The organism is Micromonospora sp. ABR4_055 (genome assembly GCF_056160425.1).
In genome coordinates, this window is record NZ_JBSWXD010000060.1 from 1 (window position 1) to 13,926 (window position 13,926).

The following is a 13,926-nucleotide window of genomic DNA, read 5'->3' on the forward strand; positions in this document are numbered from 1 at the left end:
GCGGCGGGCCGCGGCCACCCGTGACCGGGCCGCCGGCCATCGACCGACGGGATCCGTACGCCACCGGTCCGATCCGCCCCGGCCAGCCGGGCCGATCCGATCCGCCGGGCCGTCCCAACGAGGCCGGCACCTTCGGTCATCCCGGTCATCCCGGTCATCCCGGTCATCCCGGCCGACCCGGCCGACCAGCTCAACCCGGGCCCGGCGGCATCGCGACAATGCCCGGCGCGCCCGCCCCGGCATCTGGCCGGCCGGTGTCCGGTGGGCCTGCCGGTGCCGTCGCGCCGCCGCACCACGATCGGCCGGTGCCTGCTCCGGCCCGCCCCGTTTCCGGTGCCGGCGGTGGGGCGACGGTGGCGCGGTCGGCGTCGGTACCGGTGCGGCCGGGTGGACCGGTGCGGCCGGGTGGTGTCGCCCCGGTGTCCGGCGGCGCCGCGCCGGTGCCGGGAGCCCCGCCGGTGCCGGGAGCCGCGCCGGTCTCTGGAGGGGGCGCCCCGGCCTCCGGTGGGGGTGGCACACCGGTCCGGTCCGGGCCGTACCGCCCCGACCGGTCGGGACCCGAGCCCTCCGACCCCGAGTCCTCCGGTGCCGGCCAGTCGGGTTCCGAGCAGGGTGGCCCGAACCTGCAGCAGCGTCGGCTGCGGGCGATGGCCCTGATCCTGGTCGCCGTCGTGGTGCTGGCCGCGCTTCCGCTCTACTTCGGCATCCGGGCGGCGACCCGCGACCCGGTCTTCAACTCCCTGGACGGGCTCGACGTGCCCGAGTGGGCGGCGCAGGAGCGTACCGACGCGGTCAGCGGGAGCCGTTGGTGCCTCATCGACTGCCGTTTCCGCGAGCGGACGATGACCTCCGAACGCGGTACGGAGGAGACCGCTCAGGTGTACACCGCGGCGCTGACCGACGCCGGATGGCTGCCGTGGGACGCCGAGTTGTGCCCGTCCCAGCCGGTCGACGGCCAGTACAACTGCTGGACCCGCGACGAACTCACTCTCGACCTGTGGGTCCGGCCGCCGGCCTGCTCGGACGACCTGCTGCTGCAACGGCCGACGGTGGAGCCGCCGTCCGGGGAGTCGACCGACGGCGAGTCGGCCGACTCGCCGCCGGTCACCGAGGCCGAGACCTGCACCGGTTCGGTCGTGTCGATCAAGGTACGCAACGCCATCGGCGACGACCGGATGAAGCCACAGCCGAGCATCGATCCGTCGCTCACCGGTGAGGATCCGGATCCGGTCTTCACCGACGACCCGCTGCTGGATCTGGAGGTCGAACCGTCGTGAGCGGACGACCATCACTGACGGTAGGGTCTGCACGGTGGTGCGGCGCGAGCTGACCGCCGTCAGGTGAGCAGCGGCGGCGAGGCGTCGTGACAGAGGAGGACAGGCATGGACGGTGGACAGATCGCGGCGCTGGTGGCGGCCGGAGCGTTCCTGATGCTCGTGCTGGTGCTCGCGGTGCCGATCCTGCGGCTGCGGCACACGGTCGACGCGGCGACGAGAGCGATCAACGACCTGAACGACCGCACCGGTCCGCTGCTCGGGCAGGTCAACACCTCGGTGGAGAACGTGAACACCGCGCTGGGGCAGGTGCACACCACGCTGGACGGCGTGAACGTCCAGCTCGCCAAGATCGACACGATGACCGGCCACGCGCAGAACGTCACCGCCAACGTGGCGAACCTCGCCACCGTCGTCTCGGCAGCGGCGGCCAACCCACTGGTCAAGGTCGCCGCCTTCGGGTACGGCGTACGCCGGGCCGCGTCCGCCCGCCGGCATGCCGAGCAGGAGCGCGACGTACGGGCGGAACTCAAGCAGCGGCGCCGGGCAGCCCGGCGCAACGCCGGATGACCGGGAGGACGCCGTCATGAAACGCCTGCTCTGGCTCGGTGTCGGCATCGCCGTCGGCGCGGTCGTGGTCCGCAAGCTGGCCCGGACCGCCCAGTCCTACACCCCGTCCGGGATCGCCTCCTCGGTGTCGGAATCCGCTGGTGGCCTCGTCGAGTCGGTCCGTACCTTCGTGGAGGACGTCCGCGAGGGCATGGCAGAGCGCGAGCAGCAGATCCAGGCCGCGTTCGCTGAGGGCGTGGCGTTCGACGACCAGTTCGCCGACCTGCGGGGTGACCCGAGCGTCGGTGACGTGGAGATATTCCCCCAGGAGGACGTTCGGTGAAAACGGCGGAGATCAAGCGGCGGTTCCTCGCGCACTTCGAGGCCAACGGCCATGCCGTGGTGCCGTCAGCTCCGCTGCCCGCGATCGATGACCCGAACCTGCTGTTCATCAACGCGGGCATGGTGCAGTTCGTGCCGTACTTCCTCGGCCAGCGGACCCCGCCGTACCAGCGGGCGACGAGCGTGCAGAAGTGCATCCGTACCCCGGACATCGACGAGGTCGGCAAGACGTCGCGGCACGGCACCTTCTTCCAGATGAACGGCAACTTCTCGTTCGGCGACTACTTCAAGGAGGGCGCGATCCCGCTGGCCTGGGACCTGGCCACCGGGCCGGTCGACGCGGGCGGGTTCGGCATGGACCCGGAACGGATCTGGGTCACCGTCTACCTCGACGACGACGAGGCGGCCGACATCTGGCGGCGCACCGGCGTACCGGCGGCGCGGATCGTGCGCCGGGGCAACAAGGACAACTTCTGGTCGATGGGCATCCCCGGGCCGGCCGGGCCGTGCTCGGAGCTGTACTACGACCGGGGCCCGGCGTACGGCCCGGACGGCGGCCCGGAGGTCGACGAGGACCGCTTCCTGGAGTTCTGGAATCTCGTCTTCATGCAGTACGAGATCACCGACGTGCGGAGCAAAGAGGTCTTCGACATCGTCGGCGACCTGCCGAAGAAGAACATCGACACCGGCATGGGCCTGGAGCGGATCGCGTCGATCCTGCAGGGGGTGGACAACCTCTACGAGATCGACGAGGTGCGTCCGATCCTGGACCGGGCGGCCGAGCTGACCGGCAAGCGGTACGGCGCGGGCTCCGGGCAGGCGGCGAGCGAGTCGCACCCCGACGACGTACGGCTGCGGGTGATCGCCGACCACGTGCGGACCGCGTTGATGCTGATCGGTGACGGGGTGACCCCGTCCAACGAGGGTCGCGGCTACGTGCTGCGCCGGATCATGCGTCGGGCGATCCGCTCGGTGCGGCTGCTCGGCTGGCAGGACCGTGCTCTGCCGGAGCTGCTGCCGGTGGCCCGGGACTGCATGGCGCCGTCGTACCCCGAGCTGGCCGCCGACTTCGAGCGGATCTCCTCGTACGCGTACGCCGAGGAGGACGCCTTCCTGTCCACGCTGCGCGCCGGTACCACGATCCTGGACACGGCGATCGCCCAGACCAGGTCGGCCGGCGGCGGCAAACTCTCCGGCGACCAGGCCTTCCAGCTGCACGACACCTACGGGTTCCCGATCGACCTCACCCTGGAGATCGCCGCCGAGCAGGGGCTCTCGGTCGACCAGGACGGCTTCCGCCGGCTGATGTCCGAGCAGCGGGCCCGGGCCAAGGCGGACGCGCAGGCCCGCAAGACCGGGCACGTGGACATGTCCGCGTACCGCGGGGTGCTGGACAGCGGTGGGCCGGTGGAGTTCACCGGCTACGCCGAGGTGTCCCGTGAGTCGCGGGTCCGGGCGCTGCTCGGCGCCGGCGGCGCCGCACTGCCCGCGGCCGGCGAGGGCGACGTGGTGGAGCTGGTACTGGACAGCACCCCGTTCTACGCCGAGGGCGGCGGCCAGCAGCCGGACACCGGCCTGCTCACCGTCGGCGCCGGCCGGGTGGAGATCTTCGACGTGCAGCAGCCGGTGCCGGGCCTGATTGTGCACCGGGCGCGGGTGGTCAGCGGCGAGCTGCGCGCCGGGGAGTCCGGCTACGCCGAGATCGACATCCCGCGGCGGCGGGCGATCTCCCGGTCGCATACCGCGACGCATCTGGTGCACCAGACGATGCGCAACGTTCTCGGCGAGTCGGCGACCCAGGCGGGGTCGCTGAACGCGCCGGGCCGGCTGCGGTTCGACTTCAACACCCCCGGCTCGGTCGCGCCGTCGGTGCTGCACGACATCGAGCAGCAGGTCAACGAGGTGCTGCTGCGTGACCTGGAGGTGAACGCGTTCATCACCTCCCAGGAGGAGGCGCGCCGGCTGGGCGCGATGGCGCTGTTCGGGGAGAAGTACGGCGACGAGGTCCGGGTGGTCGAGGTCGGTGACTACGCCCGGGAGCTGTGCGGTGGCACGCATGTGACCCGCTCCGGTCAGCTCGGTGTGGTGAAGATCCTCTCCGAGTCGTCGATCGGCTCCGGTGTGCGTCGGGTGGAGGCACTGGTCGGCATCGACGCGTTCAACTTCCTGGCCCGCGAGCACCTGCTGGTGGCGCGGCTCGCTGAGCTGTACCGGGTGCCGGCAGACCAGGTCGCGGACCGGGTCCAGCAGACTGTCACCCAGCTACGCGACGCCGAGAAGGAGCTGGAGAAACTGCGCGCCCAGCTGGTGCTCGGCGGCGCGGCGGCGATCGCCGGCCAGGCGCGTGACGTGCGCGGGGTTGCCTTCGTCGGCACCGAGGCGCCCGAAGGCGCGGCCGGCAACGACGTACGGACCCTGGCGCAGGAGATCCGAGGCAAGATCGACCCGGCCCGGCCGGCGGTGGTCGCGGTGGCGGTCCGGGCCAACGGCAAGGCGGCGCTGGTGGTGGCGGTGAACGCGGCCGGCAGGTCACGCGGAGTGTCCGCCGCAGAGCTGGTCAAGGGGGCGCTGCACGGCCGGGGTGGCGGCAACGCTGACCTGGCGCAGGGCGGCGGGCTGCCGGCGGCCGAGGCGGCGAACCTGCTGGTCGCGGTCGAAAAGGCGATCGCCGAAACGGCCTGAGATGAGCGATACGAGGTGAGCGGATTCGTCCGTGGACGCCGGCTGGGCGTCGACGTGGGGCAGGTCCGGGTCGGTCTGGCGATCAGCGACCCGGACGGCATTCTCGCCACCCCGTTGCTGACGGTGCGTCGGGACCTGTCGACCGGCGGCGCGACGGCACCGGCCGACCTGCCTACGGACATCGCGAAAATTGTCCAGATAGTCCATGAGTACGAGGTCATTGCGGTTATTGTCGGTCTGCCGGTGAACCTCGCCGGCCGCCACGGACCGGCCGCCGACGCTGTCAGCGCATACGTACGGTTACTCGAAGTGGCGGTGTCGCCGATTTCAGTCCTGACGACCGACGAAAGGATGTCGACGGTGGTCGCTAGCCGTAGGCTGTCCGAGCGGGGCGTCCGAGGACGGCGTCAACGTACGGTGGTCGACCAGGCGGCCGCCGTGGAGATCCTGCAGAGCTGGCTGGACGCGCAGCGGAGGCAGAAGTGATGATCGACGAACTGGACCTCGCCTTCGAGGACCGGGCAGACAAGGGCCGGCACCGTCGGGGCGCGCGGCGCAAGAAGGCGTCCGGCAGCGGCGGCCGGGGCAAGACCTTTGCCGCGCTGCTGGTCACCATGCTGCTGCTCGGAGTGCTCGGCGGCGGTGTCTGGTACGGCTTCGACCGGGTACAGGGCTACTTCGCGACCCCGGACTACGACGGCGGCGGCACCGGTGAGGTGGTGGTCCAGGTCCGGGCCGGCGACACCGCCACCGACATCGGCAACACCCTCGTCGAGGCCGGCGTGGTCAAGAGCACCAAGGCGTTCGTCAACGAGGCCCGGGACAACTCCCGCAGCCAGAACATCCAGCCGGGCTTCTACACGCTGCGTCTGGAGATGAGCGCGGCGACCGCGCTCGGCCTGCTGCTGGACCTGGAGAACAAGGTCTCCAACCGGGTGACCATCCCGGAGGGCCGTACCGCCAAGCAGATCTACCGGCTGCTGGCCGAGTCGACGGACATCCCCGCGGAGGAGTTCGCCACCGCAGCCGAGGACCCGCTGGCCCTGGGCGTGCCCGAGTGGTGGATGACCCGCACCGACGGGCAGGAGGTGACGGTCTCCGCCGAAGGGTTCCTCTTCCCGGACACCTACGACTTCGATCCCGACGTCACCGCCCCGGAGATCCTCCGGGTGATGGTCAACCGGTTCCTGACCGTCACCGGTGAGCTGGAATACGCCGACCGGGTGCAGGCCGAACGCGGCGGGATCAGCCCGTACGAGGCGTTGATCGTCGCGTCACTGGCGCAGGCCGAGGCCGGTATCGCCGAGGACCTCGCCAAGGTCTCCCGGGTGGCGTACAACCGGGTGTACAGCGAGACCTTCCCGTGCAGCTGCCTGCAGTTTGATGTGACGGTCAACTACTACTGGGAGCTGACCGGCCAGGAGACCAAGGCGTCCAAGGACATGACCCGCGAGGAGCTGTACGACGAGAGCAATCCGTACAGCACCCACGCGCACAGCGGGCTGCCGCCCACGCCTATCAACAACCCGGGCAAGGCCGCCCTGGAAGGGTCGATCAACCCGCCGGACGAGGACTGGGTCTACTTCGTGGCGATCGACAAGGAGGGCCGCTCGGCGTTCGCCGAGACCCTCGACCAGCACAACCAGAACATCGAGATCGCCGAGCAGAACGGCATCCTCTGAGGTGTCCGCCCCCCGACCGTCCACCGCCGTCCGGCGGCGGGCCGCGGTGCTCGGCATGCCGATCGGGCACTCACTGTCGCCGGTGATCCACAACGCCGGCTACCAGGCCGCCGGGCTGACCGGCTGGAGCTACACCGCGATCGAATGCGCCGAGGCGCAGTTGGCGGGCCTGGTCGCCGGTCTCGGCCCGGAGTGGGCCGGGCTGTCGGTCACCATGCCGTTGAAGGAGGCGGCGCTCGCCCTGGCCGGGCGGGCCTCCTCGGTGGCCACCGCGGTCGGGGCGGCCAACACCCTGGTACGCCGGGCCGACGGCACCTGGTTCGCCGACAACACCGACGTGGCGGGGATGGTCGCGGTGCTGCGCGACGCCGGTGTCGGCACCGGTGCCCGGTTCACCGTGCTCGGCGCTGGCGGCACCGCCCGGGCCGCGTTGGCGGCCGCCGCCGCGCTGGCCGCCGCATCGGTCACCGTAGCGGCCCGGCGACCGGCGGCGGTCGACGAGCTGGTGCCGGTCGCCGGCGCGCTCGGCGTGTCGATGACCGGTACCGCCCTGTCGGCGGCCCCGGCGGCGGCCGGCACCGACGTACTGGTCTCCACCCTGCCGAAGGGGGCTGCCGACCCGTACGCCGGCCAGCTGCCGTGGGCATCCGGCACGGTCTGCTTCGACGCGCTCTACGATCCCTGGCCGACTCCACTGGCCTCGGCGGCGGCCGCCGCCGGTTGCCGGGTGGTCTCCGGGCTGGATCTGCTGCTGGCCCAGGCGGTCGGGCAGTTCGAACAGTTCACCGGGGTCGCCGCGCCGGTGGCGGCGATGCGAGCCGCGTTGTCCGCCGCGCGGTCGGCCGGCCCGGCCGGTGAGCTGGCGCGCTCAGCCGCCGCGGTCACGGGTCAGCGCCCACGCGGCGACCAGTGACAGCCCCGCCGCGCCGAGGATGATCAGCGCCATCGGGGTGGCGCTGGCCGTGCCGGCCAGCCCGACCACCGGCGCGGCCAGCGAGGCGATTCCCGACTGGACCGCGCCGAGCAGGGCGGCGGCGGTGCCGGCGTGCCGGGCGTGGTCCTGCAGGGCCAGCGCGGTCCCGTTCGGCATCAGCATCCCGATCGTGGCGACGTAGCCGGCCAGCGCCGGCACGATCAGCCACAGCTGGCCGGTGGTCGCGCCGGCCACCAGCAGCGCCGCAGCGCAGGCTCCGGCGGTCAACGCGCCGACGAACAACGGCCGGGTCCGGTACCGGCCGACCAGTCGGGCGTTGACCTGCCCGAGCGCGATCAGCCCGACCGCGTTGGCCCCGAACACCAGGCTGAACATGGTCGGCGACAGCCCGAAGCCGTCCTGCAGCACGTACGGCGATCCGGAGATGTAGGCGAACAAGCCGGCGAACGCCAGACCCTGGGTGGACGCGTACCCGACGAACGCCCGGTCGGTGAGGACCAGCCGGGCCGCCCGGGCGGCGCCAGCCAGACCGTCCGTGTTTCGGCGCTCCTCCGGCAGGGTCTCCGGTAGCCAGCGGGCCATGACGATGGTGAGCAGCGCGGCGAGTACCGCGAGGGCGACGAAGATCTCCCGCCAGGAGGCCACCCGCAGCACCGCCGCGCCGAGCACCGGCGCGGCGATCGGTGCCACCCCGAAGATGATCAGCAGGCGGGAGAAGAACCGGGCCGCGTCGGCACCCGAGTAGAGGTCGCGCACCACCGCGCGGGCGACGACCACCCCTACCCCGCCGGCGAAGCCCTGGAGCAGCCGCAACCCGGCCAGTGCCTCGGCGTTCGGGGCCAGCGTGCAGGCCAGCGAGACGACGATGTAGCCGGTGGTGCCGGCCAGCGCCGGACGCCGCCGCCCCCACCGGTCACTCACCGGCCCGCCGACCAGCTGGCCGAACGCGACGCCGATCAGGCACGCGGTCAGCGACAGCTGCACCCGGGCAGGGGTGGCGGTGAGGTCCTCGCTGATCGCCGGGAACGCCGGCAGGTACATGTCGATCGACAGCGGCCCCACCGCGGTGACCGCGCCGAGCAGGATGAGTAGCACCGCTGGTCGGCGGCGGATGTCGTACGGCACGAAGCCACCACCCCCCGAAACCGACCAACCGTACGTTAGGGCGGCTCGGGTGGTGTCCGGAGGGCGGGACGCGGGCGACGTGGGTCACCTGGCCCCGACCCCGCCGTGCCACACTTTCCGACGTGTTGCGTTGGCTGACCGCAGGTGAATCCCACGGACCCGCGCTGGTCGCACTCCTCGAAGGCGTCCCCGCCGGCGTCGAGGTGACCAGTGCCGAGATCGGTCGCGAGCTGGCCCGGCGCCGGCTCGGCTACGGCCGGGGTGCCCGGATGAGTTTCGAGCAGGACGAGATCGAGATCGTCGGCGGCCTGCGGCACGGGGTGACGCTGGGCAGCCCGGTCGCGATCCGGGTGGGCAACTCGGAGTGGCCGAAGTGGCGCACCGTGATGGCGGCCGACCCGGTCGACCCGGTCGAGTTGGCCGGGCAGGCCCGCAACGCCCCGCTGACCCGGCCCCGACCGGGGCACGCCGACCTGGCCGGGATGCAGAAGTACGGCCATACCGACGCCCGGCCGATCCTGGAGCGGGCCAGCGCCAGGGAGACCGCCGCCCGGGTCGCCGTCGGTACGGTCGCCCGGGCGCTGTGCCGGCAGGCACTGGGGATCGAGATCGTGTCGCACGTGGTCGAGCTCGGTTCGGTGGCCGCCAAACCCGGACTGCAGCCCCGCCCGGAGGACGCCGAGCGGGTCGACGCCGACCCGCTGCGCTGCCTCGACCCCGAGGCAAGCGCCCGGATGGTCGCCGAGGTGGACGCCGCCAAGTCCGACGCCGACACCCTCGGCGGCATCGTCGAGGTGCTCGCCTACGGGGTGCCGCCGGGGCTGGGCAGCCACGTCCAGTGGGACCGCAAGCTCGACGCCCGGCTGGCCGCCGCGGTGCTGTCGATCCAGGCGGTCAAGGGTGTGGAGATCGGCGACGCCTGGCAGCAGGCCCGGTCGCGGGGCTCGGTCGCGCACGACGAGATCATTCCGACTGCGGCCGGGGTGCGCCGGGCGACCGACCGGGCCGGCGGGCTGGAGGGCGGCATCACCACCGGCGAGCCGGTGCGGGTGCGGGCCGCGATGAAGCCGATCTCCTCGTTGAACCGGGCGTTGTCGACCGTCGACGTCGTCACCGGCGAGCCGGCGACCGCGATCAACCAGCGGTCCGACGTCTGCGCGGTGCCGGCCGCCGCGGTGGTGGCCGAGGCGATGGTGGCGCTGGTGCTGGCCGAGGCGGCCACCGAGAAGTTCGGCGGTGACTCGGTCGCCGAGATCCGCCGCAACCTTGCCGGGTACCTGGACCACCTGGTGATCCGCTGATGGCCCCGGCCTGCGTGCTGGTCGGCGCACCCGGTGCGGGCAAGACCAGCACCGGTACCGTGCTGGCCGGGCTGCTCAACTGTGAGTTCCGCGACACCGACACCGACATCGTGGCGGCGGCCGGCAAGCCGATCCCGGAGATCTTCGTCGATGACGGCGAGGAGCACTTCCGGGCCTTGGAGCGGGCGGCGGTCCGGGCGGCACTGCGCGGCTTCGACGGTGTGCTCGCGCTCGGCGGCGGTGCGGTGCTGGCCGACGAGAACCGCGCCGCGCTCGCCGGACACACCGTGGTCCATCTCGGCGTCGAGCTGGCCGACGCGGTCCGTCGGGTCGGCCTCGACGCCGGCCGACCGCTGCTGGCGATCAACCCGCGGGCCACGCTGCGGCACCTGCTGGAGCAGCGTCGCCCGCTCTACGAGCGGGTCGCCACGCACCGGGTGGCAACCGACGGCCGTACCCCGGAGCAGGTCGCCGAGGAGATCGCGACAATGCTGCGCACACCGGCCGACCGGCCCGGGTACTAGGCTCGGTGCCGATGGACTCGACGACCTGTATCCCGGTGCCCGGCGACCGACCGTACGACGTGCTGATCGGTCATGGGCTGCTCGACCAGCTGTCCGACCTGCTGCCCGGCGCGGACCGGGTGGCGGTGCTGCACGCACCCCCGCTGCAGGGCCAGGCCGACCGGATCGCCACCGGGTGCGCCGCGGCCGGTGTCAAACCGCTGCTGATCGAGGTGCCGGACGCCGAAGCCGGCAAGTCGATCGAGGTCGCCGGGCAGGCGTGGGCGCAGCTCGGCGCGGCCGGCTTCACCCGTACTGACGCGGTGGTCGGAGTCGGCGGCGGCGCGGTGACCGATCTGGCGGGTTTCGTGGCCGCCTGCTGGCTGCGTGGGGTCCGCTGGGTACCGGTGGCGACCAGCCTGCTCGGCATGGTCGACGCGGCGGTGGGCGGCAAGACCGGAATCAATACGGCGGCCGGCAAGAACCTGGTGGGCGCGTTCCACCCGCCGGCCGGGGTGCTGGCCGACCTGGACCTGCTGACCAGCCTTGCGCCGGTCGACCTGGCCGCCGGGTTGGCCGAGGTGGTCAAGTGCGGGTTCATCGCCGATCCGGCGATCCTGGAGCTGATCGAGACCGATCCGGCAGCGGCCACCGACCCGACCGGGCCGCAGGTGCGTGAGCTGATCGAGCGCGCGGTGCGGGTCAAGGCCGACGTGGTCGGTGACGACCTGCGCGAGTCGGGGCTGCGCGAGGTGCTCAACTACGGGCACACGCTGGCCCACGCGATTGAGAAGGTGGAAGACTACCGCTGGCGCCACGGGCACGCGGTGTCGGTGGGCCTGGTCTACGCGGCGACCCTGGCCCGGCTGGCCGGCCGGCTCGACGCAACGGTCGCCGATCGGCACGCGTCGGTACTCGCCGCCCTGGGGCTGCCCACCACGTACCGGGCAGACGCGTGGCCACAGCTGCTGGCCACGATGCGGGTGGACAAGAAGGCCCGGGGCAGCCGGCTGCGGCTGGTGGTGCTCGACGCGCTGGCCCGACCCGGGATTCTCGACGGCCCGGCCGACACGTTGCTCGCCGAGGCGTACCGGCAGGTGGCGGCGTGACGGGAGACGGCACGGCGTTGCGGACGTACGTGCTGAACGGCCCGAACCTGGGCCGGCTGGGCAGCCGTCAGGTCGACGTGTACGGGCTGACCAGCTACGCCGACCTGGTGGCGATGTGCGAGCAGGTGGGCCGGGACGCCGGGCTCGACGTCGAGGTGCGCCAGACCGACGCCGAGCACGAGATGCTCAGCTGGCTGCACACGGCGGCCGACGCCGAGGCCGCCGTGGTGATCAACCCGGGTGCCTGGTCGCACTACTCGTACGCGGTCCGCGACGCCTGCGCGCTGCTGCGCGGACCACTCGTCGAGGTGCACATCTCCAACATCCACGCCCGCGAGCAGTTCCGGCACCACTCGGTGGTGTCGGCGGTCGCCACCGGGGTGATCTGCGGGCTCGGGGTGGACGGCTACCGGTTGGCGCTGCTGCACGTCGCCCGGTTGGCCGCGGCCCGTCCCCGCTGAGCCGGCCCGGTTGCCGGTCGTGGGCCGCACCCGACCGCGTCGGGACGGGTAGGGGTCCGGGCCGTGCCGGCTGAGCAGGGTCCGGCCCGATAGACTTGGTAGATCCGTCCGTACATTGATGATCAAGGCAGGAAATGGCGACCACCAACGACCTGAAGAACGGGCTGGTTCTCAACCTCGACGGCGAGCTGTGGGCCGTCGTGGAGTTCCAGCACGTCAAGCCCGGCAAGGGCGGCGCTTTCGTGCGCACCACCCTGAAGAACGTGCTCTCCGGCAAGGTGGTCGACAAGACCTTCAACGCGGGCACCAAGGTCGACACCGCGACCGTCGACAAGCGGACCATGCAGTACCTGTACGCCGACGGCGAGGACTACGTCTTCATGGATCTGGAGACCTTCGACCAGATCATGGTGCCCGGTGGCACCGTCGGCGAGGCAGCGAACTACCTGCTGCCCGAGGCTGAGGCGATCGTGGCGACCCACGAGGGCGTGCCGCTGTACGTCGAGCTGCCGACCAGCGTGGTCCTCGAGGTTACCTACACCGAGCCGGGCCTGCAGGGTGACCGGTCGACCGGCGGAAACAAGCCGGCCACGATGGAGACGGGGGCCACCGTCCAGGTGCCGTTGTTCGTCACCACCGGGGAGAAGATCAAGGTCGACACCCGCGACGGCCGCTACCTCGGCCGAGCCTGATGGCCGAGGGGCCGAAGACCTCGATGCCAGCGCGTCGCAAGGCGCGCAAACGGGCCCTGGACGTGCTCTACGAGGCGGACATGCGCAGTCTGCCGCCGACCCAGGTGCTGGTCGGGTACCTGGCCCGGTTGTCCCCGCGTCCGGAGCATCTCGACTACGCGGTCGGCCTGGTCGAAGGGGTGGCGACGCACCGGGACCGGATCGACGAGCTGATCGGCAGCTACGCCGAGGGGTGGACGCTGGACCGGATGCCGGTGGTCGACCGCAACCTGGCCCGGATCGCCGTCTACGAGTTGCTCTACGTCGACGAGATCGACGACCCGGTGGCGATCACCGAGGCGGTCGAGTTGGCCCGGCAGATGTCCACTGACGATTCGCCGCGGTTCCTCAACGGTCTGCTGGACCGGATCGCCGAGTACACCCCGCACTAGCGGCTCCCGCCGCCATTCCGCGACCACGGTGCCACGCGGCACCGCTGACGGGCCCGATCCAGTTGGATCGGGCCCGTCAGCGGTTGGGCGCGCAGCCGTCAGGAGGCGAAGAACGCCCGCGGGTCGGCGACCAGTACGCCGTGCTCGTTCAGCCGCTCGATGAGGCCGGACGGCGACGAGTCGTACACGATCGCCAGCGCCCGCAGGTCATCGGCGCGGATGGACAGCACCCGACCGTTGTAGTCACCACGCTGCTGCTGGATCGCCCGGGCGTACCGGGCGACGTAGGCGAGGTCCTCGCCGACCTCGTCGTACAGCCGCTCCAGGTCCAGGACGATCTTGCTGGTGGGTTCGTGACGTACCCCACTGCCGTCCGGCAGCAGTTCCGACACGGGTACCCGGTAGAAGTCGGCCAGCTCGGCGAGGCGGGAGACGGTGACTGCCCGGTCCCCACGCTCGTAGGAACCGACGACGACAGCCTTCCAACGCCCGTTCGACTTCTCCTCCACCCCCTGCAGGGACAGCCCCTGCTGCTGACGGATGGAGCGCAGGCGGGCGCCCAACGACTTGGCGTACTCAGAGGGCATACGGACTCTCCCAGTGCTTTGCCCGGGGCTTTCCCCAGCGATCGCTACGGAGCGTGACGGTACGGCGGTTCGCAAGCGCGGTCAAGTGGTGAATAGCTACCAGTGAACAAGATCGTGACGACTTGCCCCAAATTTCGTCTTACTGATGCGACACTCAGCGCCCCATATCGGCTCGGCAACGGGACGCTGGTAACGTTCGGCGTGACCGCTGACCAGCCGGGTGCTGGCTGGCGATACCCAAGACGTCCTTTAAC

The 13,926-nt window shown here is 71.7% G+C and carries 15 protein-coding genes; 13 read left to right on the forward strand and 2 right to left on the reverse strand.

Annotated features, from left to right (window positions below; all coding sequences use genetic code 11):
• The first annotated feature begins 623 nt into the window (after positions 1 to 623).
• The 7 genes from ACXAHD_RS15625 to ACXAHD_RS15655 all read left to right on the forward strand — a co-directional run bounded on the left by ACXAHD_RS15625 (position 624) and on the right by ACXAHD_RS15655 (position 7,442).
• Positions 624 to 1,277: a hypothetical protein gene (locus ACXAHD_RS15625; protein ID WP_281555553.1), complete on the forward strand. Its 654-nt coding sequence runs from the start codon at positions 624 to 626 to the stop codon at positions 1,275 to 1,277.
• A gap of 105 nt (positions 1,278 to 1,382) precedes the next feature.
• The gene (locus ACXAHD_RS15630; RefSeq protein ID WP_281554533.1) at positions 1,383 to 1,844 is read left to right on the forward strand and encodes a DUF948 domain-containing protein; all 462 of its coding nucleotides are present in this window, start codon (positions 1,383 to 1,385) and stop codon (positions 1,842 to 1,844) included.
• Between the two features lie 16 nt (positions 1,845 to 1,860).
• Complete coding sequence (locus ACXAHD_RS15635; RefSeq protein ID WP_281554534.1) at positions 1,861 to 2,166, forward strand: hypothetical protein; 306 nt, start codon at positions 1,861 to 1,863, stop codon at positions 2,164 to 2,166.
• A complete protein-coding gene (gene alaS, locus ACXAHD_RS15640) occupies positions 2,163 to 4,847 on the forward strand; it encodes an alanine--tRNA ligase (RefSeq protein WP_281554535.1) in 2,685 nt (894 codons plus the stop codon). Before ACXAHD_RS15635 ends, alaS begins: the two co-directional genes overlap by 4 nt.
• 15 nt (positions 4,848 to 4,862) lie before the next feature.
• Positions 4,863 to 5,333 (forward strand): Holliday junction resolvase RuvX, encoded by a 471-nt coding sequence (gene ruvX, locus ACXAHD_RS15645; RefSeq protein ID WP_281554536.1) that lies wholly within the window; start codon positions 4,863 to 4,865, stop codon positions 5,331 to 5,333.
• Positions 5,333 to 6,529 (forward strand): endolytic transglycosylase MltG, encoded by a 1,197-nt coding sequence (gene mltG, locus ACXAHD_RS15650; protein WP_281554537.1) that lies wholly within the window; start codon positions 5,333 to 5,335, stop codon positions 6,527 to 6,529. Before ruvX ends, mltG begins: the two co-directional genes overlap by 1 nt.
• A 1-nt stretch (position 6,530) precedes the next feature.
• Entirely contained in the window at positions 6,531 to 7,442 is a 912-nt protein-coding gene (locus tag ACXAHD_RS15655; RefSeq protein ID WP_281554538.1) for a shikimate dehydrogenase, read from the forward strand.
• On the opposite strand, the gene ACXAHD_RS15660 is transcribed toward ACXAHD_RS15655, so the two are convergent.
• A complete protein-coding gene (locus ACXAHD_RS15660) occupies positions 7,398 to 8,588 on the reverse strand; it encodes a multidrug effflux MFS transporter (RefSeq protein ID WP_475051370.1) in 1,191 nt (396 codons plus the stop codon). The two genes, ACXAHD_RS15655 and ACXAHD_RS15660, sit on opposite strands and share 45 nt — an antisense overlap.
• Before the next feature lie 122 nt (positions 8,589 to 8,710).
• Here ACXAHD_RS15660 and aroC point away from each other — a divergent pair, with 122 nt between their 5' ends.
• The 6 genes from aroC to nusB all read left to right on the forward strand — a co-directional run bounded on the left by aroC (position 8,711) and on the right by nusB (position 13,085).
• The gene (gene aroC / locus ACXAHD_RS15665) at positions 8,711 to 9,889 is read left to right on the forward strand and encodes a chorismate synthase (RefSeq protein ID WP_281554540.1); all 1,179 of its coding nucleotides are present in this window, start codon (positions 8,711 to 8,713) and stop codon (positions 9,887 to 9,889) included.
• Entirely contained in the window at positions 9,889 to 10,413 is a 525-nt protein-coding gene (locus tag ACXAHD_RS15670) for a shikimate kinase (protein WP_281554541.1), read from the forward strand. Before aroC ends, ACXAHD_RS15670 begins: the two co-directional genes overlap by 1 nt.
• Before the next feature lie 11 nt (positions 10,414 to 10,424).
• Positions 10,425 to 11,501 carry a 3-dehydroquinate synthase gene (gene aroB / locus ACXAHD_RS15675; protein WP_281554542.1) on the forward strand — a complete coding sequence of 359 codons (1,077 nt, stop codon included), beginning with the start codon at positions 10,425 to 10,427 and terminating at the stop codon, positions 11,499 to 11,501.
• A gap of 17 nt (positions 11,502 to 11,518) precedes the next feature.
• A complete protein-coding gene (aroQ, locus tag ACXAHD_RS15680; RefSeq protein ID WP_281555554.1) occupies positions 11,519 to 11,962 on the forward strand; it encodes a type II 3-dehydroquinate dehydratase in 444 nt (147 codons plus the stop codon).
• Between the two features lie 134 nt (positions 11,963 to 12,096).
• Positions 12,097 to 12,654: an elongation factor P gene (gene efp / locus ACXAHD_RS15685; protein WP_123601169.1), complete on the forward strand. Its 558-nt coding sequence runs from the start codon at positions 12,097 to 12,099 to the stop codon at positions 12,652 to 12,654.
• Positions 12,655 to 12,677: 23 nt separating this feature from the next.
• Positions 12,678 to 13,085 (forward strand): transcription antitermination factor NusB, encoded by a 408-nt coding sequence (nusB, locus tag ACXAHD_RS15690; RefSeq protein ID WP_281554543.1) that lies wholly within the window; start codon positions 12,678 to 12,680, stop codon positions 13,083 to 13,085.
• 98 nt (positions 13,086 to 13,183) lie between these two features.
• On the opposite strand, the gene bldD is transcribed toward nusB, so the two are convergent.
• Complete coding sequence (gene bldD / locus ACXAHD_RS15695; RefSeq protein WP_123601171.1) at positions 13,184 to 13,672, reverse strand: transcriptional regulator BldD; 489 nt, start codon at positions 13,670 to 13,672, stop codon at positions 13,184 to 13,186.
• Positions 13,673 to 13,926 lie beyond the last annotated feature (254 nt).

Coding starts and splice junctions, on each gene's coding strand:
- ACXAHD_RS15630 (WP_281554533.1), top strand. CDS start 1,383: ATGGACGGTGGACAGATCGCGGCGCTGGTGGCGGCCGGAGCGTTCCTG.
- bldD (WP_123601171.1), bottom strand. CDS start 13,672: ATGCCCTCTGAGTACGCCAAGTCGTTGGGCGCCCGCCTGCGCTCCATC.
- mltG (WP_281554537.1), top strand. CDS start 5,333: ATGATCGACGAACTGGACCTCGCCTTCGAGGACCGGGCAGACAAGGGC.
- ACXAHD_RS15635 (WP_281554534.1), top strand. CDS start 1,861: ATGAAACGCCTGCTCTGGCTCGGTGTCGGCATCGCCGTCGGCGCGGTC.
- efp (WP_123601169.1), top strand. CDS start 12,097: ATGGCGACCACCAACGACCTGAAGAACGGGCTGGTTCTCAACCTCGAC.
- nusB (WP_281554543.1), top strand. CDS start 12,678: ATGCCAGCGCGTCGCAAGGCGCGCAAACGGGCCCTGGACGTGCTCTAC.
- aroB (WP_281554542.1), top strand. CDS start 10,425: ATGGACTCGACGACCTGTATCCCGGTGCCCGGCGACCGACCGTACGAC.
- ACXAHD_RS15670 (WP_281554541.1), top strand. CDS start 9,889: ATGGCCCCGGCCTGCGTGCTGGTCGGCGCACCCGGTGCGGGCAAGACC.